This is a genomic window from Streptomyces sp. NPDC001373 (assembly GCF_042895815.1).
GTDB lineage: Bacteria > Actinomycetota > Actinomycetes > Streptomycetales > Streptomycetaceae > Streptomyces.
Window position 1 is genome coordinate 556,434 of the sequence record NZ_JBIAWQ010000002.1, and the last position, 23,885, is coordinate 580,318.

Here is a 23,885-nt window from a genome sequence, read left to right on the forward strand (position 1 = left end):
CACCGTGACCAAGGACGTCATCGCCCTCACCCCGAAGATGCCCGACGCCGCCGCCCTGCTGGTGGCCCTCGCGGCCGGCGGCGCCGACCTGGACGCCGCCACCGCCGGCGAGGGGGCCGTCGTCCAGCTGCTGGGCGCGGGCGGGCGCCCCCTGGTCTCCGTGGAGGCGCCGGTGCTCGTCCAGGTGCCCGGGGAGGCCGAGCGGCTCCTCGGCACCCCCTCGGACACCCCCGTCTGGTGGACGGAGACCCGCGCCTCCACGGCCGTGCCCGAGGCGGCGGACCTGGCCGGCGCCGTCGCCGGACGGCTGGCCGAGGTCCTCGGCGGGAGGGTCTGGCCCGAGGGGGCCGGCCGGGTCGCCACCGTCCCGGTGGCCTCCGAGGCCTCGGCGGCGCCCGCACCCGCCGGAGCCCTGCCCACCGTCGACGTGGTCACCGCGTCCACCGCCGTCGTCCTCGCGGACCGGCCGGTCGTCCCGCTGACGGCCTGGCTGTCGGACGTCCTGCGCACCACCGCCGCCTTCGGCGCGGCCCTGCACCTCGTCACCCCCGCCCACTGCCGGATCAGCCTGCCGCTGCGCACCGTGCTGACCGGGGTCCCCAACCGCTGGGTCGTCCAGGACCCCGCCGGCGGCTACTACGACGGCCTGTCCGGGGCCGTGCTCGCCTGGCAGGACGGCACCTTCGCCCCCGCCCGCGACGCACAGGGCCGGGCGCGGCCCGCCGAGGCCTTCGGGCGGCCCGCCACGGAGCCCGGGGAGCGGCGGCTGACCGTACAGCTGCGCACCGAGCGGCCCGCCGAGGCGGACACCCTGCTCGGCGGCGGGCTGGAGGCCGCCTGGCGCACCCTCACCGGAGCGGGCCCGGCCGGCTGGGGAACCGCCGAACCCGTCAACCTGCCCTGGTTCCCGCGCCAGCTCACCGACCTCGCGCGCGGCCGGATGCCCGATCCCACCCTCGTCACCGTCGTCGGCCGGCCGGACCGGCCCGCGCTGGCCACCGTCCGCGTGACCCGCACGGCGACCGGGATCGAGGAGGACGCCACCCTCTCCCTCGGGTACGGGCCCACCGAGGAGGTCCCCCTCGAAGCGGTGCGGGAGCTCGCCGAGGTGCTGGTCGCCGGGCACGGCCTGGTCAGCATGCTGGTCTCGCTGGGCCCCGGCCGGCGGGACCCGAGCCTCGCCCCCCGCTACTCGGCCCCCGCCCTGCCGGTGTCGTTCACCCTGGGCGCCTCCGGGGTCGCCGAGGCCACCCTGACCGCCGCCCGGCGCCCCCCGCTGGCGCTGACCCCCGTGCAGCTGGGCCCGCAGCACCGGCCCGGACTGCACTACCCGCTGGGCGACGGGGCCGACCCCGCGGGCTGGGACTCCCTCTCCACGCTGCTGGCCCACCTGCGCACGGCGGTGCCCCCGCTGCCGTAGGCCGGCCGGGGTAACTCCGTGATGAACACACTGATCTGACGGTTGCTCCGGGTAGGGGCGGACGCGAAGGACCCTCGATCCCGGTCCGCGCCCGCAACCGAAGGACAGTCCCGATGCACCTCTCCCGCACGGCACGCCTCGCCGCCCCCGCCCTGGCCGCCCTCGCCCTCACCACGGTCCTCGCCGGACCGGCCTCCGCCGCCCCCGCGGTCGTCTCGCGCGACAACAACCAGGTGGTCTTCACCGCGCAGCCCGGGGAGACGAACACCGTCGCCTTCAGCACCCCCGGCGGCTGGCTCCAGGTGGTGGACAAGACCAGCAGGATGGTCCCGGGCTCCGGCTGCTCCCGGTTCGACAACGACCCGCACATCATCCGCTGCGGGCACTCGGCGGCCGTGACCCGCATCCAGGCCTCGCTGGGCGACCGGGACGACGTGGTCAGGAACGAGACGTCCATCCCGAGCGACCTCGACGGCGGGCCGGGCGACGACATTCTCATCGGCGGCTCCGGCCCCGACCGGCTGATCGACCCCGACGGCTGGAACGCCGCACCCGGCTCCACCACCCTCGAGGGGCGCGGCGGCAACGACACGATCGTCAGCCGCAACGGCGGCTACGACCGGATCGACTGCGGCGAGGGCCTCGCCGACCTGGACATCCTCCTGGCCGACGCGGCCCCCCTGGACCACCTCGTCCCGAACACCTGCGAGTACGTCCGGCGCGGCTAGGCCACGGGGTTACAGCTGCGGGCCGCCCCCGGCCCGCACCAGGCCCGTCTCGTAGGCCAGCACCACCACCTGCACCCGGTCGCGCAGCCCCAGCTTCGTCAGGATGCGGCCCACGTGCGTCTTGACCGTCGCCTCCGACAGCACCAGCCGCCCCGCGATCTCCCCGTTCGACAGGCCCTGCGCCACCAGCAGCATGACCTCCCGCTCCCGCTCGGTCAGCCGCTCGATCTCCTTGTTCTCCGGCTCCTGCGCGGTCGTCGGCAGCATCGGCGCGAACCGGTCCAGCAGACGGCGCGTCGTCGACGGGGCGACCACCGCGTCCCCGCTGTGCACCGACCGGATCGCCGCCAGCAGCTCCGCCGGCGGGACGTCCTTCAGCATGAAGCCGCTCGCGCCCGCCTTCAGCCCCGAGAACGCGTACTCGTCCAGGTCGAAGGTGGTCAGGATGATGACCTTCGGGTGCTCCTTGGGCTCACAGATCCGCCGCGTCGCCTCCACCCCGTCCAGCCGGGGCATGCGCACGTCCATCAGCACCACGTCCACCTTCGTGGCCCGCAGCACCTCCAGCGCCTCCAGGCCGTCCCCGGCCTCCGCGACGACCTCCATGTCCGGCTGGGCGGCGAGCACCATCCGGAATCCCGTGCGCAGCAGTACCTGGTCGTCGACCAGCATCACTCGGATGGACATCAATTGCCTTTCTTGAGCGGGAGCAGGGCACTGATCCGGAAGCCGCCGCCGGGCCGCGGGCCCGCGTCCAGGGTGCCTCCGACCATACCGATGCGTTCCCGCATGCCGATCAGACCGTGCCCGGCGCCGTCTGCGCCGCCGTCCTCGTACAACTCGTGCGCGGCGCCCCGCCCGTCGTCCTCGACCAGCAGGCCCAGCCCGTCGTCGAAGTAGACCAGCCGTACGCTCGCCTTCGCGTCCGGGCCGCCGTGCTTGCGCGTGTTCGTCAGCGCCTCCTGCACGATCCGGTACGCGGTCAGCTCCACCCCGCTGGGCAGTTTGCGGGGGGCGCCCTCCACTTCGAAGTCCACGGTCAGCCCGGCCGCCCGGACCTGCTCGACCAGCACCTCGATCTGCTCGACGTCCGGCTGCGGCACGTAGTCCTCCGACTCCTGCGGCTCGCCCGTGCGCAGCACGCCCAGCAGCCGCCGCATCTCGGCGAGCGCCTGCCGGCCCGTCCCGGAGATGGTCTGGAGGGCCTCCTTGGCCTGCTCGGGCGCCACGTCCATGACGTAGGCGGCGCCGTCGGCCTGGACCACCATCACCGACACGTTGTGCGCGACGACGTCGTGCAGTTCGCGGGCGATCCGGGCCCGCTCGGCGGCCACCGCCACCTTGGCCTGCGCCTCCCGCTCCTTCTCCAGCCGCTGGTTGCGCTCCACGAGCTGGGCGTAGTAGGCGCGGCGGGTGCGCAGCGAGTCGCCCATCACCCAGGCCAGGGCGAAGGGCACCATCACGAAGACGACGAACAGGGCCTCCTGCGGGGCACTGCCGGTCTTGTCGACGCCGAACCGCAGGAAGTACAGCGGGGGCGCCAGCAGTCCGGAGACCAGCGCGATGCGCGAGAGGCGGCGCGGGACGTCGCCGGAGGCGGCGACGGTGTAGAGGATCACCAGCATCGCGATGTCGCAGAACTGCATGGGCGACCCGATGGCCAGCTGGTAGACGCCGGCGCCCACCGTCAGCCAGAACATCTGCTGCGTCCACTTGCGGCGCAGCGCGATGACGGCGGTCAGCGCGGCCACGACCGGCACCGTCGCCAGCCGCAGCGCCGTGCTCGCCCCGCCCAGGTCGGCGACGTTCAGCATCGAGAACCCGAAGAAGAGGACAGCCCAGAAGCTGTCGACGCCCGTCGGGTGTCTGCGGATGAAGTCGTAGAGGCGTTGCACGTAACCCAGCGTAGGGAAAGCGGATAGGTGCTGGAGTCAACCACAGGTGCGATCCCTGTGACGGGGGAGTACTCCCCAAGGTGGAGGGTGACCTTAACCTGGGCGGGATGAACGCTCAGGGTGGTGTCGGGGAGCAGGCCGGGGGCCCGGTGGCCGGGGAGCCGGTCCGGTGGCGGACGGCCATGGAGGCCGCGCTGTACGGGCCCGGCGGCTTCTACGTGCGCCCGGGCGGCCCGGGGCCCGCCGGGCACTTCCGGACCTCCGTGCACGCCTCGCCCCTGTACGCGGGGGCCGTGGCCCGGCTGCTGGCCTCGGTGGACGCGGAGCTCGGGCATCCGGAGCGGCTCGACCTGGTGGACGTGGGCGCCGGGCGGGGCGAGCTGCTGGCCGGGGTCCTCGCCGCCCTGCCGGAGGCTACGGCGGCGCGGGTGGTCCCGTACGCCGTCGAGCGGGCGGCCGCCCCCGAGGGGCTGGACCCCCGGATCCGCTGGGTGGACGCGCCGCCCCCGGGGACGGCGGGCCTGCTGTTCGCGAACGAGTGGCTGGACAACGTACCGCTGGAGATCGCCGAGGACGGCCGGTACGTCCTGGTCGCCCCCGACGGCACGGAGACCCCCGGCGGCCCCCTGGAGGCCGCCGACCGGGCCTGGCTGGAGCGGTGGTGGCCCGGCGGGGAGCGGGAGGGCCGGGCGGAGATCGGCCGGGCCCGCGACGAGGCCTGGGCGGCGGCCGTCGCCACCCTGGAGCGGGGCCTGGCGGTGGCCGTGGACTACGCCCACACCCGCGACGCCCGCCCCCCGTACGGCACACTCACCGGCTTCCGCGGCGGCCGCGAGGTCGCACCGGTCCCCGACGGCGGCCGCGATGTCACCGCGCACGTCGCCCTCGACTCCTGCGCGGGCCCCGGCGCGGTCCTGCTCACCCAGCGGGAGGCCCTGACCGCCCTCGGCGTCTCGGGCGGACGGCCCCCGCTGGCCCTGGCCTCCACCGACCCGGCGGCCTACGTGCGGGCCCTGGCGTCGGCGGGCGAGGCGGCGGAGCTCACCGCGCGTGGCGGGCTGGGCGACTTCGGCTGGCTGCTCCAGCCGGTCGGCATCACCGGCAGGAGCCTCCTGGCCTAGAGTCGCTTCACGCTGCGCAGGGTCGCGGCGTAATAGCCGTTGCCGTCGAGGCGGGAGGTGCCGCCCTTGTCGCCGATGGTGGGGCCGTTGGCCTCCTCCCGGCTGGAGATGAAGATCTGGTGGCCGTCGGTGTCGGTGCCCAGGTAGATGCCCGTGTGGTCCAGGCGGTCCTTCGTGCGGGCGTCGAGCTTGAAGAACAGCAGGTCGCCCGGCTGGATCACGTCGATCGACGCGGGCCGGAACTCCGCCCCCACCCCCTTGAGCGGGATGACGTCCGCGCCCAGCGCGGAGCGGGCGATGCCGTTCGCGGTGCGCGGCAGGCCGGGGCCGGGGGTGTCGTCGGGCATCAGCGGGTAGCGGGCCCGGTAGCCGAAGACCGTGCGGACGAAGCCCGAGCAGTCCATCGACCGGTAGCGGGCGGTCTGCGGCGTCTTCCGCACGCCGTTGCGGAAGGTGTAGGGGGTGCCGAGGTAGTCGAAGAAGTCCGACTGCTCCAGCCGCAGGTCGTTGCCCTCGGAGCCGTTGGGGTTGAGCGGGCCGAAGGAGGCGTCGCCGGCGTACGAGACGCCCTGCGCGTCCTTCTTCACCGGGGCCTGGTCGCCGTACTGGAAGGCGACCGCGAAGATGTCGTCCTCCTGGCTCCCGAAGTACTTCCTGAACCACTCCTTGAACCACGGCGTACTCTCGGCGCCCTGCTTCCACGGCTCGGGCATCAGCCGCACCCAGTTCTCGGTGACGACCCGGGTGCTGGTGTTGGCGGGCTCGGTGAAGGTGCGGCTCGGGCCGGTGAGGGTGGCCGTGCGGGCGCCGTCGGTGAAGGTGGCCAGGACCTGCCCGGTGGCGTCGCGCAGCACCGACCGGTTGGGGCTCTGGACGCGCTCCCACTTCTGGCCGCCTGCGTCGCCGCCCTTGAGGGCCGCGGTGATGTTCTTGTCCTGCACCATCTGCACGGAGGGCGCCTTGGCCTGCTCCTGCGCGCGCAGCGCGTAGGTGAAGTAGGCGCTGCCGGCCAGCAGCGCGAGCACGGTGACCGTGTGCAGCACCGGGCGGGTGCGGCGGCGGCTCTTCGGCTTGGCGGTCATTCGGGGCTCCGGGGGTGGGGGCGGTGCGGGGTCAGGCGGCGGGCATGACGCCGAGCAGGATCCCGGCGGTCAGGACGACGTACGTCATGAGCGTGGCGCTGCCGGTGGCGAGGAGGGTGGCGCCCTTCGGCTGGCGGACCAGCTGGTAGGCGATCAGGCCGGGGACGATGAACCCGAGGGTCTGGTTCGCGTAGAGGAGCGGGAACTCCAGCTGGAGCACGATCACCACGGTGGCCTGGAGCAGTACGCCGATCAGGACGACGGCGGCGAACAGGCGCTTGCCGTAGAGGATCACGAACCGCTGCGTGAGCAGGGTCAGCAGGTACGTCATGACCGTGATGCCGACGACCAGGGCGGCGCGCTGGAGGTCCTCGACGAGGGTGAGCGCCAGCCACCCCGGGGTGATCATGCCTCCGGGGGAGAGGTTGGTGGTGAGGTAGCAGAGCAGGGAGAACAGCAGGCCCAGCGCGATGCCGATCGCGGCGATCTCGGGGGTGAGGACGGCGGGGATCAACGGGGCTCTCCTGGGGGGTACGGGTGCTGCTGCTGCCGCGGCGGTGTCTGGTGCGGCCAGGCCGGTACGGGGGTGGCGGCGGCGATGCCGTACGGGTCGGCCGGCCGCTGCGGGCGCTGCGGTCCGCCCCCGCCGTACGGCTGCTCCCCGGGCCAGGGGCCGGACGCCGGCTGCGCGTTCTGCGGGTGGGGCTGCCGGTCCCATGCGGGCTGCTGCCCGTACGGGGTCTGGTCGTACGGGGTGTGCGCCTGCGGGGTCTGTTCGTACGGGGTGTGCGCCTGCGGGGTCTGGTCGTACGGGGTGTGCGCCTGCGGGGTCTGTTCGTACGGGGTGTGCGCCTGCGGGGTCTGTTCGTACGGGGTGTGCGCCTGCGGGGTCTGGCCGTACGCCGTCTGCCCGTACGCCGTGTCCGCGTACGCCTGGTCCCCGGGGAAGCCCGCGTACGGGTCCGTGCCGTACGGGTCCGGTCCGTGCGGGTCGTCCGCGTACGGGTCGAAGGGACGGGCGAACGACGGGGCTTGCGGCTCCTCCCCGGCCGGCGCCGGCGCGGGGGCGTCCTCCGTCTCGTCCGGCGGCAGTTCCGCCAGGTGCTCCAGCAGCACCTCGCCCTGGCCGTGGATGTTTCCGATGGCCACCAGCGAGGAGCTCTCGCCGAGGTGTCCGAGCAGCTCGTGCATGAACTCCTCGCCGTCGCGCTGCTCACCGCCGAGGTCCACCGCGCGGTCGCGCCACTCGGCCGGGATCGCGTCGATGGCGCTCTTCGCCGGATGCCCGATCACGAACACCTTGTCCGGCCGCAGATCGGGGACGATCGCGCCCATCTGGCCGTTGCGCTCGACCCGGTCCGGCCGGCAGTTGACCACCACGTTCAGGGGGCGGTCGACCGCGCCCAGGTCCAGCAGCTGGTTGATGTTCATCAGCGTGGACTCGGGGTCGTTCGCCGCGAAGACGTTCGCGAACCGCAGCCGCTTGCCGCCCGGGGCCAGGTACCGCTCCACCGACAGCACGCCCGGGTCCGGCGGGGCCTCGTACATGCCCTTCAGGGCCGTGGCCCGGTCCACGCCCAGCAGCTCGGCGACGGTGAGCGCGATGGCCACGTTCTCCTTGAACGTGAACCAGCCGAACCCGCGCAGCTCCTCGTCCGAGACCGTCTCCGGGTCGGCGTAGACGAGCGTGCAGTCCCGTGCGTCCGCCTCCTCCTGGAGCACGTCGAAGCGCTCCTTCTCGGCGGTCACGCAGATTCCCCCGTACGGCATCGACCGCGACAGGGAGCGGGCGATGTCGTCCAGGGTCGGGCCCATCTCGGCGACGTGGTCCTCGCGGACGTTGCACAGGACGCCGATGGTGGACTGGATCAGCTTGGACTGGTTGATCTCCTGGAGCGCCGGCATGACGGCCATGCACTCCATGACCAGCGCGTCCGGCCGGTAGGAGGCCGCGCGCCGCACGATGCCGATCTGCTCGACGACGTTCGCGATGCCGAACTTGCGGTAGACCGGCTCCTCGGTGGCGTCGGGGTGGATGAACCGGGCCGCGGTGCCGGTGGTCTTGGCGACCGTCGTCAGCCCGCCGCCGCGCAGCGCGCCCGCGCACAGGCGGGTGATGGAGCTCTTGCCGCGGATGCCGTTGACCAGCACCCGGTTCGGTATCCGCTCCAGGCTGGCGAAATGCCGGCGCTGCTCCACGATGCCGGCGACCAGCATGATCAGGCAGCTGACGAGCAGGACGCAATAGAGGAAGAGCACGGGGGATCAGTTCCTTCCGGCCGTGGGGGCGGAGGGGGCTCCCGCTCCCCCGGTGTCGTTCGTCGTCCGCTGCCGCCCGCGCCGCCTGCCGCTCTGCTGGAGCTGCTGGCGGATGATCTCCAGGCTGCGGGTCACGGCGCCGACCTCGTCGTGGTGGCGCGGGTAGAGCACGGTGCGGCGGTCGCCGTCGGCGAGGGCCTCGGCGCGGCGGGCGAGCTCGCGCAGCGGGGCGACCACGATGATCTGGAGCCAGCCCAGGCAGGCCGCGCCGACCGCGAAGCCGAGGAGTCCGGCGAGGACGGTGCGGTTCTGGAGGCTGTACTCGCTGATGGCCAGACCCTTGGCGGACTGCCAGCTGACCACGCTCCACTTCAGGTCCCCGGCCGCCCCGCCGCCCGAGAAGGGCGCGGCCGCCGCGATGACGTGGTCGCCGCCGCTGCGGTAGAGGACGCCGCCGGGCCGCGGGGCCATCCCCACCTTGAGGGAGGAGCCCTGGACGAGGGCGTCGAGGCGTGCGTCGTCGAGGCCCTGGAAGGCCCGGTAGCCGCTGTTGGAGCCGATGACGCGGTGCTTGGAGTCCACGACCCGGATCTCGCCGAGGCCCGGCCGCTTGAGGAGGGCGTTGAGGAAGTCGATGCGGAACTCGCCGACGACGGCCGTGCCCGCCCGGCCGGGGACCTCGGCCGTGGCGATGATGACGGGCTCCTTGGCGCCGTCGTAGAGGGCGACGGGCTCCTTGCGGGGGCCCTTGCCGAGGGGGGCGCGGGGGGTGCCGCCCGCCTGGGCCAGGTTCTTGCCGGAGCCGTCGAGCACGTACAGGGAGGCGTAGCGGGTGTGCTCCCGCACGGTGTGCTCCAGGACCTCGGACATGCGGTCGGGGCCGGCGTCGGCGCCCATCAGCGCGGCCACGGACGCGAGGTCGGCCTGGCCCTCGTTGAGGGCGCGCCGGACCCGGTCGTTGAGGGTGTCGGTGCGTTCGCGCTGGTCGTTGACCAGCTGCTGCGGGACGACGACGGAGTCCCCGGCCCGGTTGACGAGCAGCCCCAGCGGCACGCACCAGGCGAGGAGCAGCACGGCGCAGACCGCGACGAGCGTACGGGCGCCCGTGCGCCGCTTGTCCCTGCCGCGGGCGCCGGGCGCGGCAGGGGCCCCGCCGCCCTCGCGGTCGCGGTCGCGGAGCTGGCCGCGCAGCCGGTCCAGTGCGAGGGCGATCCGCGCGGCCTCGCCGCCGCGGGGGATGTTCACGGGGCGGGTGAGGTCGCCGCGGGTCAGCCGGCGGCTCTCCAGGAACAGGGTGATCAGCGGCCGCTGCACGGTGGCGACCAGCAGGGCGATGACGAGGGCGCCGACCAGGAGCAGGGCTCCGGCCAGGACCAGTCCGGCGAAGGCGTCGGTGGCGCGGGACGGGTTCTGCGTGATGTCGATCACCGCGACGACGGTGAGCTCCAGGCTGGTGGCGCTGGTGCCGACGCCCGCTTCCGGCCCGGAGAGGCGGGCGTACCCGGCGGCGGCGCGCTCGCCGCTGGTCTCGCCGCCCATCAGGCTGCCGCTGACGCCGGGGAAGCCGCCGGAGCCGGGCTCCTTGACGGTCAGCGGGTTCGCCCTGGCCTTCTTGGCGGCGGTCTTCGCGAAGGAGGCCAGCTGTTTGGTGTCGCGTTTGACGTCGGCGCGCCGGTTGTCGCTGAGGAGCATCTCCGGCTCGGGTATGCCGTCGGTGCTCAGGACGGTCCCGTCGGCGCCGACGACGGCGATGCTGCGGAGGTTGCCGAGGCTGATGCCGGGGAAGCGCAGGCTGCTGGAGGCGACCAGCAGCTGCTGGGGCCGGTCCTTCCAGGTGAGCAGGGAGAGGGTGAGCAGGCGGGTCTCGCCGTTGGCGAGGGTGACCATGCGGGGGGCCAGGCCGCCGTCGCCGGAGAGCTTGGTCCGGTCGACGGCCGTCAGCGGGAGGTTCTCGCCGCGTGCGGCGAGCAGCCGGCCCGAGCCGATCTCGACGACGGCGGTGCCGCGCCACTTCTGGTAGACGCTGCCGATCCGGTCGAGCACGGCGTCGGGGGTGACGGGCTTGCCGGCGGAGAACAGGGCCGCGGCCCGGTTCAGGTCGGTGACGCTCTCGTCCAGGGAGGCGCGCAGCGCGATCGCGCCGTCCTCGGCGAAGTGCTGCTGGGAGGTGAGCACGGCCTGCGGCAGCCGGTCCTCGCGGACGCTGCCCAGGCTCATCGCGGTGAACCCCGCCAGGGCGAGCAGCAGGACCGACAGGACGGTGATCGGGGGCCTGATGCCGCCGAGCAGGGACATGTCGGCCCTGCGGCGGGCCTTGCGCCGTCGCTTGGCGGGCGAAGCGGCCACAGCGGGGGTCCTTCCTGGCGGGGGAGGTCGTGGGCCCGGGGCGGGCGGGGCTTCCGGCGGGCTCGGGTCGTACGGGCTTACGGGCTTACGGGCTTACGGGCGTGCGGGCTGAAGGGCTGGCGGGCGTGCGGGCTGGAGGGCTGGCGGGCGGGTGCCGCGCCGGGTCAGTCGGGCAGCTCCCGCAGCGGGCGGAGCCCGTCCTTGCCGGCCCCGCGGTTGAGCAGGGTGCCCCGGGTACGTTCGAAGGCGAGCCGGTAGCGGGCACGCTGTTCGGGCAGCAGCCGCTTCCCGTCGGGGGTGGTGCCGGAGGCGAGGGCGGCGGCGACGTCGACCAGCCGGTGGTCGCGTGCGGGGGCGGGGACGGTTCCGGGCAGGTCGGTGCCGGGGGTGCCCTCGCGGTCCGGCGGGATGTCGGTGTAGGTCGGCACGAAGCGGGCCTGGACCTCCCACTTCCCGTTCTTCTGCGTGAAGTCGAACCAGCCGATGGCGCCCTCTTCGGTGAGGCCGCTGGGCACGTCGTGGCGGGCGAGCTGGTTGCCGAGGCCGTACGCGACCCAGGTGCCGTCGATCTTCTCCATCGGCTGGACGACGTGGGCGTGGTGGCCGATGACCAGGTCGACCCCGGTCTCCTCGGCGATCTCCCGGGCCAGTTCCAGCTGCGGGCCGCTGGGGTCGGGCTGGTGCTCGCGGCCCCAGTGCACGGAGAGGATCACCACCTCGGCGCCGGCCGCGCGGGCCCGCTTCTCGGCGGCGGCGACGGCCTTGACGCTGACGAGGTTGGCCAGCCAGGGCTTGTCCCGGGGGACCTCGCGGCCGTTGAACCCGGAGGCGAAGGAGATCTGGGCGACCTTGACGCCCTTGACGTCCAGGATGTTCGGCTTGTCCGCCTCCTGCTGGCTGCGGGCGGAGCCGGTGTGCCTGAGGCCCTCGCGGTCCAGGGTGTCGAGGGTGCGGTACACGCCCTCGGGTCCGTGGTCGAGGGTGTGGTTGGAGGCCGTGGAGCAGGTGTCGTAGCCGACGCTCTTGACCGTCTTGGCGATCTGCGGCGGGACGAGGAAGTCGGGGTAGGTCTGGAACGGGCCGTTCGGCTCGCCCAGGACAGGCTCCATGTGGCAGATGCCGAGGTCGGCCTTGCTGATGACCGGCTTGACCCCCGCCATGATCCGGTCGAAGTCGTACCCCGTGCGTCCGGCCGCCCGTGCGTCCCGGGCGGCCTGGTCGGTGAGCTGGGGGTGGATGAGGATGTCGCCCGCCGCCGCCACCGAGAAGGACCGGCCGCCGCCGCTCCGGGCGCCCCCGCCGCCGCTCGTGGCGCCCTCGCCGCCGGAGTCCCCGCCGAGGAGGCCGCAGCCCGCGAGGGCGAGGCTCAGCGTCGCGCAGAGGAGCGCGGTGAGGGCCCTGGGGGAGACCGGTCGGGTGGGGCGGGGATTCATTCGGCTATTTTCGGCCAGTGATGACGGCGAAATTGACGAAAAACATAACGATCCCTGTGATCATTTGCGTGATGATCATGATGATGGTCGGTTATGTCGCCTTTCGTCCCGCCCATTCGGTCAAAATGGCGGAGGGATCCGTTCCGCAGCCTGTGGCGCAGGCCACCGACCTGCTCGACCGGGTGACCCGATTCACCTCCGGATTCGGGGTGCGGGGCGGTTATCGCGCCCCCACCGAGGCGGAGAGGTCCGCGCTCCTCGGTGGCGTTACAGCCCTTTTCGATGGAGATGTCGAAAAAGCCCGGACCCGCCTCGCCGAGGTGGACTACCGCCTCGACACCTTCACCGACGGCCCCGGCGGCCGCCGCTACGCGGAGGTCGCCGACGCCGCCGCCCGCTCCGGCCCGGCCGACCGGGGCTGGGGCCGGGTCTACGTGGGCCTCGGCGCGCCGGTGCGCTGGTCGGTACAGGTCCCGCATCCGATCGCCGACCAGGACACCGAACGGCTCGGGGTCGCCGTCCTGCGCGGGGCCCCGGGCGGGGTCATGGTTCTGGCGGGCGCCCACCGCAGGGCGGCCGGCGGCCCGGGCGGCAGCGACGGGGACGGCGAGGAGGGGGACGGGACCGGGGACGGGAACGCGGCCGGCGGCGGGAACGCGGTCGGCGGCGGGAGCGGCGACAAGGACGGTGGCGGCACCGGGGAGGCCGACATGGCGCACCGCACCGACTCCGTCTTCCACGCCGTCATCGCCGAGCTGACCCGGCGCGGCCTGCCCGGTATCCAGCTGCACGGCTTCGCCGACTCCACCGTCCCCGGCGCCGGAGCCGTCGTCTCCACCGGGGCGGGCGACGCGGCGGCCGCCGACGCGGCACGGCTCGCCGCGGAGCTGGCCTCCCGGGGGGTGCGCCCCTGCCGGGCGTGGAGCGCCAACTGCCGGATGTCGGGCCGCGGCAACGCCCAGGGCCGGCTGGCCGCCGAGCTCGGAACGCGCTTCCTCCACCTGGAACTCGCCCGTTCCGTCCGCGCGGACCCCGGCCGGCGGGGGGAGGCGGCGCGCGCGATCGCGGCTGTCACGGCCGGGTGGGCGGGGGAGTAGCCCCGCGGGCGGCGGTACGGCGGAGGGGCCGGCATCCCCCCGGAAGCCGGCCCCTCCTCCGTACCGCGGCCCGCTCGGCCCGCTCCGCTACTCCGCGGCCTCGTGGTCGTGGCCCGGGCGCAGGCCGCCGCCGCCGGCCGAGCCGGTGGTCGGCTTCGAGACGACCGGCTGCGACAGCGGGGCCAGGTCGTAGGCGTAGTGGCCCACCGCGTTCGCGATCACGTCGACGTTGATGTCGAGGGCCTTCTGGTCGATGTTGCTGATGTCGTCGCCCTTGCCGTGGTAGTTCACGTCGTAGGCGACCCCCGCCTGACCCCCGAACTTCGCGGCCTGCGCCGGGGTCTTGATGCCCTCGGCGCCGGTGTCCGTACCGCCGGACGGGATGCCCGCCTCGATGAACGGGCCGTAGTCCGAGCGGCCGGTGAAGTCACTGCCCTCGTGCGGGATCTTCTGCGCGTCGAGGAAGTCGGTGATCTGCTTCTCCAGCTGCGCCGAACCGTCCGGGCCGGGGCCCGAGCCGACCTTGTCGGAGTCGTCGCCGTCGTAGACGAAGTAGGCGGCGTTGGGCGAGGCGATCATGTCGAAGTTCAGGTACAGCCTGATCTGCTTCTTCTGCTCCGGAGTCAGCGAGGCCACGTACGCCTCCGAGCCGAGCAGGCCGAACTCCTCCGCCGACCACCAGGCGAACCTGACCTTGTTCTTGATCTTCTTCTGCTCGCCCGCGAGGCGCTGGGCGACCTGGAGGATGCCCGCGGAGCCGGAGCCGTTGTCGTTGATGCCCGGGCCGGCGGCGACCGAGTCCAGGTGGGCGCCGAGGACGACCGTGTTGTCCGGGTCGCCCCCCTTGGTCTCGGCGACGACGTTCCAGGTCGTGCGGTTCTCGCGGAACTGGCGGACGTCGAGCGTCACGTTCACCGGTCCGGCCGCGGCCTCGGCCGCCAGCTTCTCGCCGTCGGCCTGGCTGATGCCGCCGGTGGGGACCTTGCCCGCGTTCGGGTCGCCGAGGGTGCCGTTGAGGGCGCCCGCGGTGTTGTTGTAGATGACCGCGCCGACCGCGCCGGCCGCCGCCGCGTTCGCCTGCTTCGCGGCGAAGGTGCAGCCGCCGCGCTTGACCAGGGCGATCTTCCCCGTGAACGCGCCGGGGGCGAAGTCGGCGGCGTCGCAGCCGTTGGAGCCGTCCGCGTCGACCGGGACGACGGCGACCGGGGCGGTGATGCCGCCCTCGGGGCCGCTCGCCGTGTACGTCATCAGCTTGAGCGGGACGTCGCGGCCGTTCGCGCCGTCGACCTTCAGCGTCTCGGCGATCGTCTCGACGTACACGAACTCGAACGCGTGGCGCGAGACCTCGTACCCGGCCGCCCTGAGCACGCCCTCGACGTACTTGGCCGACTGCTCGTGCCCCTTCGAACCCGCCACGCGGGTGCCGTTGTTGTAGTCGGCGATCGACTGGAAGGCCTTCAGGTGGTTGTTGGCGCCCTTGCCGGTCGCCTCCTTGACCAGCTTCCTGGCCAGGGCGTCACCCCGGGCGGCGTCGCTCTGCGGGCTCGACGCGCCGGCCGGGCCGGCGAGGAGCAGCGGGGAGACGAGGGCCGCGGCGGCCAGGGCGGCGGTTGCTGCGGCTATACGGCGAGAAGGCATGAAAGTCCTTTCACAGCATGGAGCGACTGCGGGGGGTGAGCGGTGGGGGCACGTTAGGCAGCAACCGGCCGCCGTCGCCAGGGTTTTCACTGCTTCCGGTTTGTGAAATCCGGATATCGGTGCGTCTGCGCCGACGGGGAACGGCGAAATCCGGCCACCGTCCGGAGGCCGGACCGGGGGTGGTTCAGCGGAGGATGCCCTCGATCAGATCGGGGCCTATCCGGGCGACCACGGCGAGGTCCAACTGGTGCTGTACGTAACGTCCCTGACGTCGCCTCTGTATCAGACCGGCCCTCTTCAGGACCGCCAGGTGCCGGGAGACCTCCGGCGCGGATATCGCGTACACCCGCGCCAGTTCGCTGGTCGTGTACGGGGCCCTCGCCAGGCTGCGGCAGAGCCTCATCCGCATGGGGTGCGCCAGCGCCTCCATCCGGCGCTGGACCTGCTCCACCGAAGGCGGCTCGGAGGCCAGCTCGGGGGACTCCAGGGGGTAGTGGACCACCGGCATCCAGCCGGGCGCGTGCAGTACCAGCAGGTGTGGCCAGCCGAAGTTCGTCGGGATGAACAGCAGGCCCTGTCCGACCTCCGGATCGGTGGCGGTGGCCTGGCCGTTGACCATCTTGTCGGCGGTGATCACGGTGTGCGCCTCGTCCACGCTCAGGGCCGAGGACACCTCCTTCAGCACGGCCGCCAGCCCCCGGTGGCGCAGCACCTCCGTCTTGTGCCGGACGTCCGCGGTCTGCCGCGGTTCGATCCGCCGCCAGGTCTCGGCGAAGAACGCCTCGTCGCAGTCCTCCAGCAGCCGCCGCAGCCAGACGCGCACGGTGGACGGGTCGTCCAGCAGCCGCCGCGTGAACTCCAGCCGCGCCGGACCCCGCGCGGCCGCCGTCTCCAGCGCCTTGGTCCGGGCGGCGGCGTCGGCCAGCGGGGAGGGGGCGCCGCCCTCGTTGTAGAGGGCCAGCCAGCAGTGCTCCAGCGCGGCCAGAACGAACCGCTCGTCGTCCATCCGGTCGAGGACGTCCAGCTCCTCCGCCAGGGTCGCCCCGGGGCGCCCGCTGCCGCCGGGGATGCCGGCGAAGGCCATGAAGATGTCGGAGAAAGAACTGCGCCACATGAAATCGGCCTCGAGGAGGCGCTCGGCCAAGCAGGGGTCGAGCGAGGCCGTAGTGGTCCTCGTCCAGGAGTGCAGCGCGGGGTGGTGGGCGGGCTGGGAGAGCGCGTGCAGTGTCATGCAGAGCTCGGCGAGCGGGGACGGCGCGAAGGCGATCCGCTCCACGGGGAGCCCGGCGATGTCGATGGTCACGCTCATCGCCCCATTCTGTCCGGCCCGGCCCCCGCACGGAGCCCCGGGGTACAGGCCGGACACGGGCCGGACCCGCAGCCGTCCGGGCGGACCGGCGGGGGCTCCACCGCAGGTGGGAGGGGTCGATTGACGCCTCCCGTCAATCGACGGGCGGACTGCGGCCGACGGGGTGAGGGTGGGGGCATGACCGCGACAGAGCAGTACCTTCTCGACACCTACCGGGCGACCCGGCACGGCACGCGCGTGCCCCCGCCCCCGGGCCGCGACGACGTGGCCGTCCTGCGCTCGATCCGCACGGCGGCCCAGTTCGAAGCCGCCGTGTCGGGCGCCCCCATCGGCCACCCCTGGCGGCACGCCCTGACCCGCTTCCTCCACCGGGCCCGCCCGTGCTGAGGGACTCCCCGGCCCGACGCGTGGAGCCGACGCTCGCTACAGCCGTGCCAGGAAACCCGTCAGGGCCGTCCGGACGGTCTCCGGGGTCCAGTCCAGGCCCGGGCGGGTCACCGTCACCTCCGTCATCGACAGGCCCGGCGCGACGCCGTCCGCCGACCAGCGCTGGAACAGGACCGTGCCCTCCTCCTCAGCCAGCCGCGTGCCCGCCTCGATCAGGCGGTCCGGCTCGTACGGGAGCCACACCTGGAACTGGTGCGTGTGAGGCACCCCGGGGTTGATCCGGAACCACGGCACCCCGGCCGCCTCGAACCCCTCGCGCAGCGCCCCCGCGACCATCCGGGCCTGCTCCACGTACGCCGGGAGCAGGGGCAGCTCCCGCTCCAGCCCGGCCAAGGCCGACAGGGCCTGGGGGAACTGGCGGAAGACCTGGCCCCCGTACCGGTGGCGCCACACCCGGGCCTCCTCCACGAAACCGCGGGCCCCCGCCAGGCAGGCCCCGCTCAGCCCGCCGAGGGACTTGTAGAAGGACACGTAGACCGAGTCGGCCAGCCCCGCGATCTCCTCCAGGGGGCGGCCGAAGTGGACGGTGGACTCCCACAGCCGGGCCCCGTCGAAGTGGACCACCGCGTCCCGCTCCCGGGCGGCGTCCACGAGCCCCGTCAGCTCCTCCCACGAGGGCAGCAGGAAGCCCGCGTCGCGCAGCGGCAGCTCCAGCATCAGTGTGCCGAAGGGCTCGGGGTGGTCCCGGACCTCCTCCGGCGTCGGCTGGCGCGGCTCCTGCACGGGGTGGACGGTGCGCAGCCCCGACACCGCCGACAGCGCGCCGTCCTCCCACCGCTCGGGGTGGCCCATCGGGTGCAGGGCCACCACCCGGTTCCCGGTGCGGCCCGCCCAGCAGCGCAGGGCGATCTGCTGGGCCATCGTCCCGGAGGGGAAGAAGGCCGCTTCCTCGGTGCCCAGCAGCTCCGCGACTCGCCGCTCCAGGTCGGCGACGACCCCGTCGCCGTACAGGTCGCCGGGCGCGTCCATGTCGTACGGGGCGTCTGCCAGCTCCGCCAGCAGCTCCCCGACGGTGGCCTCCCGGGGGCTGCGGGTCAGCGTCCGCGAGGCTCCCCGCCACGCCGCGACGACCCGCTTCGTCCGCTCCGCCAGCTCGTCGGCAGTGTCCGCCATGCCCCCGACGCCCCCTTCGTCCCGTACGCCTTCATCCGTCACGCCAGTCATGCCCCGATCATCCCCCGGCCCCCGGGCCGACCCCGAACGATTTCCGGGCCCCCGGGCGAGTCCGGCCGCCCCGGGCCCACCCCGGCCCCCTGAGCGCCCGCCGGGCACCGCCCCGGGCCCGCCGTGCAGCGCCCTGGTTCCCCGGGCCCACCCGGCACCGTCCCCGGCCCCCTGAGCGCCCGCCCGGGACCACCCCGGGCTCCCGGGCCTGACCGGTGGCCACCCGGCCCCGGCCCCGGCCCCGGCCCCGCCCGGCACCACCCCCCGCCACCCCCCGCCACCCCGGGCCTGACCGGCGCCACCCCCGTCCGAGGGCCTAGCATGGCGACGTATCGTCCGGTACCCCCCGCGGACTGGAACGGAAGGCATTCCCCGCGTGAACGCACCCCATCAGACGGAGCCCCGGGATCCGTCCGGCCGACCTGCCCGGCTCTCCGTCGGAGTCGTCGGCGCCGGCCGCGTCGGTCCCGCGCTGGCCCGCGCCCTCCGGCAGGCCGGGCACCACCCCGTCGCCGTCTCCGGCGTCTCCGACGCCTCCCGCCGCCGGGCCGAGCGGATGCTGCCCGACGTCCCGCTGGTCAGCCCCGCGCAGGTGCTGGAGCGGGCCGAGCTGGTGCTGGTCACCGTCCCCGACGACGCCCTGCCCGGCCTGGTCGAGGGCCTCGCCGAGACGGGCGCCGTGCGCCCCGGGCAGCTCCTCGTCCACACCTCCGGCCGGTACGGGACCGCCGTGCTGGACCCCGCCCGCCGCGCGGGCGCCCTGCCGCTGGCCCTGCACCCCGCGATGACCTTCACCGGCACCGAGGTCGACGTGCAGCGCCTGGCCGGCTGCTCCTTCGGCGTGACCGCCCCCGACGAGCTGCGGCTCGCCGCCGAGGCCCTGGTCATCGAGATGGGCGGCGAGCCCGAGTGGATCGCGGAGGAGAGCCGCCCGCTCTACCACGCCGCCCTCGCCCTGGGCGCGAACCACCTGGTCACCCTGGTCGCCCAGGCCCTGGAGCTGCTGCGCACCGCCGGGGTCGAGCACCCCGACCGGATGCTCGGCCCGCTCCTCGGCGCGGCCCTGGACAACGCCCTGCGCTCCGGCGACGCCGCCCTCACCGGCCCCGTCGCCCGCGGCGACGCCGGGACCGTCTCCGCGCACGTCTCCGAACTGCGCAAGCACGCCCCCGCCACCGTCGCCGGGTACCTCGCGATGGCCCGCACCACCGCCGACCGGGCCCTCGCCCACGGCCTGCTCAAGCCCGAGCTCGCCGAGGACCTGCTCGGCGTGCTCGCCGACACCGCCGACACCGCTGATCCGAAGGGTGGGGAGCGATGAACGGCCCGCTCCGGCTGCTGAACACCGCCGAAGAGCTCCACAAGCTTCCGCGCACCGGCCGCCGCGCCGTCGTGATGACCATGGGCGCCCTGCACGAGGGCCACGCCACCCTCGTCCGCACCGCACGCGAACAGGCCGGCCCCGACGGGCAGGTCGTCGTCACCGTCTTCGTCAACCCCCTCCAGTTCGGGGCGAACGAGGACCTCGACCGCTACCCGCGCACCCTCGACGCCGACCTGGTGATCGCCGAAGAGGCGGGCGCTGACGCCGTGTTCGCGCCCTCCGTCGACGAGGTGTACCCGGGCGGCGACCCGCAGGTCCGGATCACCGCCGGCCCGATGGGCGGCCGGCTGGAGGGCGCCACCCGCCCCGGCCACTTCGACGGCATGCTCACCGTCGTCGCCAAGCTGCTCCACCTCACCTGCCCCGACCTGGCCCTCTTCGGCCAGAAGGACGCCCAGCAACTGGCCCTGATCCGGCGTATGGTGACCGACCTCAACTTCCCCGTCGAGGTGGTCGGCGTCCCCACCGTCCGCGAGGACGACGGGCTCGCCCTGTCCTCCCGCAACCGCTACCTCTCCCCGGCCGAGCGCCACGCCGCCCTCGCCCTCTCCCACGCCCTGTTCGCCGGCCGCGACCGGCTCGCGGCGCAGGCCGCGCTGCGCGCCCGCGCCGAGGCCGCGCCCGCCAGCGACGAGCGCGCCACCGCCCTGGCCCGGCTCGGCGAGATCCGCGCCTCCGCCGACGCCCACGCCGTGTCGGCGGCCGCCACCGGCGCCGCCGGCCTGCCGGACGCCGTACGGGCCGCGGCCCGGCACGTCCTGGAGGAGGCGGGCCGCCACGAGCCGCCGCTGGTCCTGGACTACCTGGCCCTGGTGGACCCGAAGGACTTCACCGACGTCGGCCCCGACTTCACCGGACAGGCCGTACTGGCCGTCGCGGCGAAGGTCGGCACGACCCGGCTGATCGACAACATCCCATTGGAGTTCGGAGCACACGCGTGAGCACCACAGGCAACCCAGGCACGCCGGGCGCCGCAGGCACCGGAACCGGCATACGGCTGCACGCCCCCGCCCCCGGCTGGGCCGTCGACGCGGACGTCGTGGTCGTCGGATCCGGCATCGCCGGCCTGACCGCCGCGTTGCGCTGCGCCGCCGCGGGCCGCCGTACGGTCGTGGTCACCAAGGCCCGACTCGACGACGGCTCGACCCGCTGGGCCCAGGGCGGCGTCGCGGCCGCGCTCGGCGAGGGCGACACCCCCGAGCAGCACCTGGACGACACCCTGGTCGCCGGCGCGGGCCTGTGCGACGAGAACGCCGTACGGGTCCTGGTCACCGAGGGCCCGGACGCGGTCCGCCGGCTCATCGCGGCCGGCGCCGTCTTCGACACCTCCGCCGAGACCGGCGAGATCGAGCTGACCCGCGAGGGCGGCCACCACCGCCGCCGGATCGTGCACGCGGGCGGCGACGCCACCGGCGCCGAGATCTCCCGCGCGCTCGTCGAGGCCGTCCACGCCGCCGGCATCGAGACGGTCGAGAACGCGCTGGTCCTGGACCTGCTCCAGGACGCCGAGGGCCGCACCGCCGGCGTCACCCTGCACGTGATGGGCGAGGGCCAGCACGACGGCGTCGGCGCCGTCCACGCGCCCGCCGTGATCCTCGCGACCGGCGGGATGGGCCAGGTCTTCTCCGCGACCACCAACCCGTCCGTCTCCACCGGCGACGGCGTCGCCCTCGCGCTGCGCGCCGGCGCCGAGGTCTCCGACCTGGAGTTCGTCCAGTTCCACCCGACCGTCCTGTTCCTGGGCCCGGACGCCGAGGGCCAGCAGCCCCTGGTCTCGGAGGCCGTACGGGGCGAGGGCGCCCACCTCGTCGACGCCGACGGGGTCCGCTTCATGCTCGGCCAGCACGAGCTCGCCGAGCTCGCCCCGCGCGACATCGTCGCCAAGGCCATCACGCGCCGCATGCAGGAGCAGGGCACGCTCCACATGTACCTGGACGGCCGGCACTTCGGCGCCGAGATGTGGGAGAACCGCTTCCCCACGATCCTCGCCGCCTGCCGCTCCCACGGCATCGACCCGGTGACCGAGCCCATCCCGGTCGCTCCCGCCGCGCACCACGCCTCCGGTGGCGTCCGCACCGACCTGCACGGCCGCACCACCGTCCCGGGCCTGTACGCCTGCGGCGAGGTCGCCTGCACCGGCGTGCACGGCGCGAACCGCCTGGCCTCCAACTCCCTCCTGGAGGGCCTGGTCTTCGCCGAGCGCATCGCCGAGGACATCGCCTCCCGCGCCCCCGAGGGCAGCGGCCCGGGCATACCCGTGCCCGCGACCGGCCCGCTCCAGCCCGCGACGGCCCGCTACGAGGTCCAGCGGATCATGACCCAGGGCGCGGGCGTGGTGCGCTCCGCGGAGTCCCTGCGCGAGGCCGCCGAGGCGCTGGAGACCCTGTACACGACGGCCCTGGGCGAGCTGGAGGCCCACGGCAAGACCGCCGAACCGGGCGTGGACACCTGGGAGGCGACCAACCTCCTGTGCGTGGCCCGCGTCCTGGTCGCCGCCGCCCAGCGGCGCGCCGAGACCCGCGGCTGCCACTGGCGCGAGGACCACCCCGGCCGGGACGACGACGCCTGGCGCCGCCACCTGGTGGTGCGGCTCTCGGCGACGGAGCGGCGGGCCCTGGTGGTCACCCCCACCGACTCGGCGGACTTCCCGCCCGTGGACGCGGACGCCTCCTCCGGCGCCCCCCGCCCGTAGACGTTCCCCACGCCCAACCCCTCAAGCCAGGAGCACTGACCGTGAGCACCCCCGAACTCCCCCTGATCGAGCAGAACGAAGGCGGCTGCGGCGACGACTGCGGCTGCGCCGAGGGCGAGGAGAGCGGCCTCGACCCCGCGCTGGCCCAGCTGCTCGTGGACGCGGGCCTCGACCCGATCGAGGTCGAGGACATCGCGCACATGGCGCTGTCCGAGGACCTGGACGGCGGGGTCGACGTCACCACCGTCGCCACCGTCCCCGAAGAGGCCGAGGCCATCGCCGACTTCGTGGCCCGCGAGGCCGGAGTCGTGGCCGGTCTGCGCATCGCCGAGGCGGTGTTCTCCGTGGTGTGCACGGAGGCCTTCGAGGTCGAGCGGCACGCCGAGGACGGCGACCGCGTCGAGGCCGGGCAGCTGCTGCTGTCGGTCCGCTCCCGCACCCGCGACCTGCTGACGGCCGAGCGCAGCGCCCTGAACATCCTGTGCCGCCTCTCCGGAATCGCGACCGCCACCCGCCGCTGGGCGGACGTCCTGGAGGGCACGAAGGCCAAGGTCCGCGACACCCGCAAGACCACCCCGGGCCTGCGCTCCCTGGAGAAGTACGCGGTCCGCTGCGGCGGCGGCGTCAACCACCGCATGTCCCTGTCGGACGCGGCGCTGGTCAAGGACAACCACGTGGTCGCGGCCGGCGGCGTCGCCCAGGCCTTCAAGGCCGTCCGCGAGGCCTTCCCGGACGTCCCGGTCGAGGTCGAGGTCGACACGATGCACCAGGTCCGCGAGGTCGTGGACGCGGGCGCCGACCTGATCCTGCTGGACAACTTCACCGTCCCGGAGACCGAGGAGGCCGTCACGATCGTGGCCGGCCGCGCCGTCCTGGAGTCCTCGGGCCGCCTCACCCTGGAGACCGCCCGCGCCTACGCCGAGACCGGCGTGGACTTCCTGGCGGTGGGCGCGCTCACGCACTCCTCGCCGATCCTGGACATCGGCCTCGACCTGCGCGAGGCGGTGTAGTCCGTGCTGCTCACCATCGACGTGGGCAACACCCACACCGTCATGGGCCTGTTCGACGGCGAGGAGATCGTCGAGCACTGGCGGGTCTCCACCGACCCGCGCCGCACGGCCGATGAGATGGCCGTCCTGCTCCAGGGCCTGATGGGGATGCACCCGATGCTCGGCAGCGAGCTGGGCGACGGCATCCACGGCATCGCGATCTGCGCGACGGTCCCGTCGGTCCTGCACGAGCTGCGCGAGGTCACCCGCCGCTACTACGGCGACGTGCCGGCGGTGCTGGTGGAGCCCGGCGTCAAGACGGGTGTGCCGATCCTGATGGACAACCCGAAGGAGGTCGGCGCCGACCGCATCGTCAACGCGGTCGCGGCCGTCGAGCTGTACGGCGGTCCGGCGATCGTCGTCGACATGGGGACGGCGACCACCTTCGACGCGATCTCCGCGCGCGGCGAGTACGTGGGCGGGGTGATCTCCCCGGGCATCGAGATCTCGATGGAGGCCCTCGGGATGCGCGGCGCCCAGCTCCGCAAGATCGAGCTGGCCCGGCCGCGCAACGTGATCGGCAAGTCCACGGTCGAGGCCATGCAGTCGGGCGTGGTCTACGGGTTCGCGGGCCAGGTCGACGGGATCGTCCACCGCATGGCCCGGGACCTGGTGGGCCCCGACGGCGACCCGGACGACGTCCGCGTCATCGCCACCGGCGGGCTGGCCCCGATCGTCCTCGGGGAGACCTCGGTGATCGACGAGCACGAGCCGTGGCTGACCCTGATCGGCCTGCGGCTGGTGTACGAGCGCAACGCGCCCAACTTCGACTGAGCGCACGGCACTCCGCCCGCCCGCCCCGCCCGGGGCGCGGCGGGCGG

At 74.2% G+C, this 23,885-nt stretch carries 20 protein-coding genes; 10 read left to right on the forward strand and 10 right to left on the reverse strand.

The annotated features are described in order from the left end of the window. The first annotated feature begins 4 nt into the window (after positions 1 to 4). Together ACFY15_RS07995 and ACFY15_RS08000 are read left to right on the forward strand one after the other, a co-directional pair. On the forward strand, positions 5 to 1,420 hold the full coding sequence (locus ACFY15_RS07995) for a DUF6177 family protein (RefSeq protein WP_390688043.1): 1,416 nt from the start codon (positions 5 to 7) through the stop codon (positions 1,418 to 1,420). Between the two features lie 113 nt (positions 1,421 to 1,533). Beyond that, a complete protein-coding gene (locus tag ACFY15_RS08000; RefSeq protein WP_390688042.1) occupies positions 1,534 to 2,148 on the forward strand; it encodes a hypothetical protein in 615 nt (204 codons plus the stop codon). A 9-nt stretch (positions 2,149 to 2,157) separates the two neighbouring features. Here the strand turns inward: ACFY15_RS08000 and ACFY15_RS08005 are convergent, their stop codons facing one another. Beyond that, complete coding sequence (locus tag ACFY15_RS08005; protein ID WP_042813661.1) at positions 2,158 to 2,835, reverse strand: response regulator transcription factor; 678 nt, start codon at positions 2,833 to 2,835, stop codon at positions 2,158 to 2,160. Further along, on the reverse strand, positions 2,835 to 4,043 hold the full coding sequence (locus tag ACFY15_RS08010) for a sensor histidine kinase (protein ID WP_390688041.1): 1,209 nt from the start codon (positions 4,041 to 4,043) through the stop codon (positions 2,835 to 2,837). The genes ACFY15_RS08005 and ACFY15_RS08010 overlap by 1 nt, the downstream gene beginning before the upstream one ends. A gap of 107 nt (positions 4,044 to 4,150) precedes the next feature. Between ACFY15_RS08010 and ACFY15_RS08015 the strand changes: the two genes are divergently transcribed. Continuing rightward, a complete protein-coding gene (locus ACFY15_RS08015) occupies positions 4,151 to 5,164 on the forward strand; it encodes an SAM-dependent methyltransferase (RefSeq protein ID WP_390688040.1) in 1,014 nt (337 codons plus the stop codon). On the opposite strand, the gene ACFY15_RS08020 is transcribed toward ACFY15_RS08015, so the two are convergent. The 5 genes from ACFY15_RS08020 to ACFY15_RS08040 form a co-directional block, all read right to left on the reverse strand. Continuing rightward, positions 5,161 to 6,246: an NlpC/P60 family protein gene (locus ACFY15_RS08020; protein ID WP_390688039.1), complete on the reverse strand. Its 1,086-nt coding sequence runs from the start codon at positions 6,244 to 6,246 to the stop codon at positions 5,161 to 5,163. The two genes, ACFY15_RS08015 and ACFY15_RS08020, sit on opposite strands and share 4 nt — an antisense overlap. A gap of 31 nt (positions 6,247 to 6,277) precedes the next feature. Next, the gene (locus ACFY15_RS08025) at positions 6,278 to 6,760 is read right to left on the reverse strand and encodes a poly-gamma-glutamate biosynthesis protein PgsC/CapC (protein ID WP_042813656.1); all 483 of its coding nucleotides are present in this window, start codon (positions 6,758 to 6,760) and stop codon (positions 6,278 to 6,280) included. Further along, positions 6,757 to 8,505, reverse strand: a complete 1,749-nt coding sequence (gene pgsB, locus ACFY15_RS08030; protein ID WP_390688038.1) for a poly-gamma-glutamate synthase PgsB — start codon at positions 8,503 to 8,505, stop codon at positions 6,757 to 6,759. The genes ACFY15_RS08025 and pgsB overlap by 4 nt, the downstream gene beginning before the upstream one ends. Positions 8,506 to 8,511: 6 nt before the next feature. Beyond that, positions 8,512 to 10,800, reverse strand: coding sequence for a HAMP domain-containing protein (locus tag ACFY15_RS08035; RefSeq protein ID WP_390688175.1), 2,289 nt, complete (start codon positions 10,798 to 10,800; stop codon positions 8,512 to 8,514). 215 nt (positions 10,801 to 11,015) lie between these two features. Then, positions 11,016 to 12,284, reverse strand: a complete 1,269-nt coding sequence (locus ACFY15_RS08040; protein WP_390688037.1) for a CapA family protein — start codon at positions 12,282 to 12,284, stop codon at positions 11,016 to 11,018. A 152-nt stretch (positions 12,285 to 12,436) separates the two neighbouring features. Between ACFY15_RS08040 and ACFY15_RS08045 the strand changes: the two genes are divergently transcribed. Further along, a complete protein-coding gene (locus ACFY15_RS08045) occupies positions 12,437 to 13,381 on the forward strand; it encodes a hypothetical protein (protein WP_390825184.1) in 945 nt (314 codons plus the stop codon). Between the two features lie 87 nt (positions 13,382 to 13,468). Here the strand turns inward: ACFY15_RS08045 and ACFY15_RS08050 are convergent, their stop codons facing one another. Next, positions 13,469 to 15,019: a M28 family metallopeptidase gene (locus ACFY15_RS08050; RefSeq protein ID WP_390688035.1), complete on the reverse strand. Its 1,551-nt coding sequence runs from the start codon at positions 15,017 to 15,019 to the stop codon at positions 13,469 to 13,471. A gap of 184 nt (positions 15,020 to 15,203) precedes the next feature. Next, positions 15,204 to 16,328, reverse strand: coding sequence for a DUF5937 family protein (locus tag ACFY15_RS08055; protein ID WP_390688034.1), 1,125 nt, complete (start codon positions 16,326 to 16,328; stop codon positions 15,204 to 15,206). A gap of 177 nt (positions 16,329 to 16,505) precedes the next feature. Between ACFY15_RS08055 and ACFY15_RS08060 the strand changes: the two genes are divergently transcribed. Next, a complete protein-coding gene (locus ACFY15_RS08060) occupies positions 16,506 to 16,715 on the forward strand; it encodes a hypothetical protein (RefSeq protein ID WP_390688033.1) in 210 nt (69 codons plus the stop codon). A 36-nt stretch (positions 16,716 to 16,751) separates the two neighbouring features. Here the strand turns inward: ACFY15_RS08060 and ACFY15_RS08065 are convergent, their stop codons facing one another. Further along, entirely contained in the window at positions 16,752 to 17,939 is a 1,188-nt protein-coding gene (locus ACFY15_RS08065) for a threonine aldolase family protein (protein WP_390688032.1), read from the reverse strand. A 376-nt stretch (positions 17,940 to 18,315) separates the two neighbouring features. Here ACFY15_RS08065 and ACFY15_RS08070 point away from each other — a divergent pair, with 376 nt between their 5' ends. Genes ACFY15_RS08070 through ACFY15_RS08090 form a run of 5 tightly spaced genes read left to right on the forward strand, consistent with a single transcriptional unit; the run spans position 18,316 to position 23,838 of the window. Continuing rightward, positions 18,316 to 19,260: a Rossmann-like and DUF2520 domain-containing protein gene (locus tag ACFY15_RS08070; RefSeq protein ID WP_390688031.1), complete on the forward strand. Its 945-nt coding sequence runs from the start codon at positions 18,316 to 18,318 to the stop codon at positions 19,258 to 19,260. Next, a complete protein-coding gene (gene panC / locus ACFY15_RS08075; RefSeq protein WP_390688030.1) occupies positions 19,257 to 20,264 on the forward strand; it encodes a pantoate--beta-alanine ligase in 1,008 nt (335 codons plus the stop codon). The genes ACFY15_RS08070 and panC overlap by 4 nt, the downstream gene beginning before the upstream one ends. Then, a complete protein-coding gene (locus ACFY15_RS08080) occupies positions 20,261 to 22,015 on the forward strand; it encodes an L-aspartate oxidase (RefSeq protein WP_390688029.1) in 1,755 nt (584 codons plus the stop codon). The genes panC and ACFY15_RS08080 overlap by 4 nt, the downstream gene beginning before the upstream one ends. Before the next feature lie 41 nt (positions 22,016 to 22,056). Then, positions 22,057 to 23,025: a carboxylating nicotinate-nucleotide diphosphorylase gene (gene nadC, locus ACFY15_RS08085; protein WP_390688028.1), complete on the forward strand. Its 969-nt coding sequence runs from the start codon at positions 22,057 to 22,059 to the stop codon at positions 23,023 to 23,025. 3 nt (positions 23,026 to 23,028) lie between these two features. Further along, on the forward strand, positions 23,029 to 23,838 hold the full coding sequence (locus ACFY15_RS08090) for a type III pantothenate kinase (protein WP_390688027.1): 810 nt from the start codon (positions 23,029 to 23,031) through the stop codon (positions 23,836 to 23,838). The last annotated feature ends 47 nt before the right edge of the window (positions 23,839 to 23,885 follow it).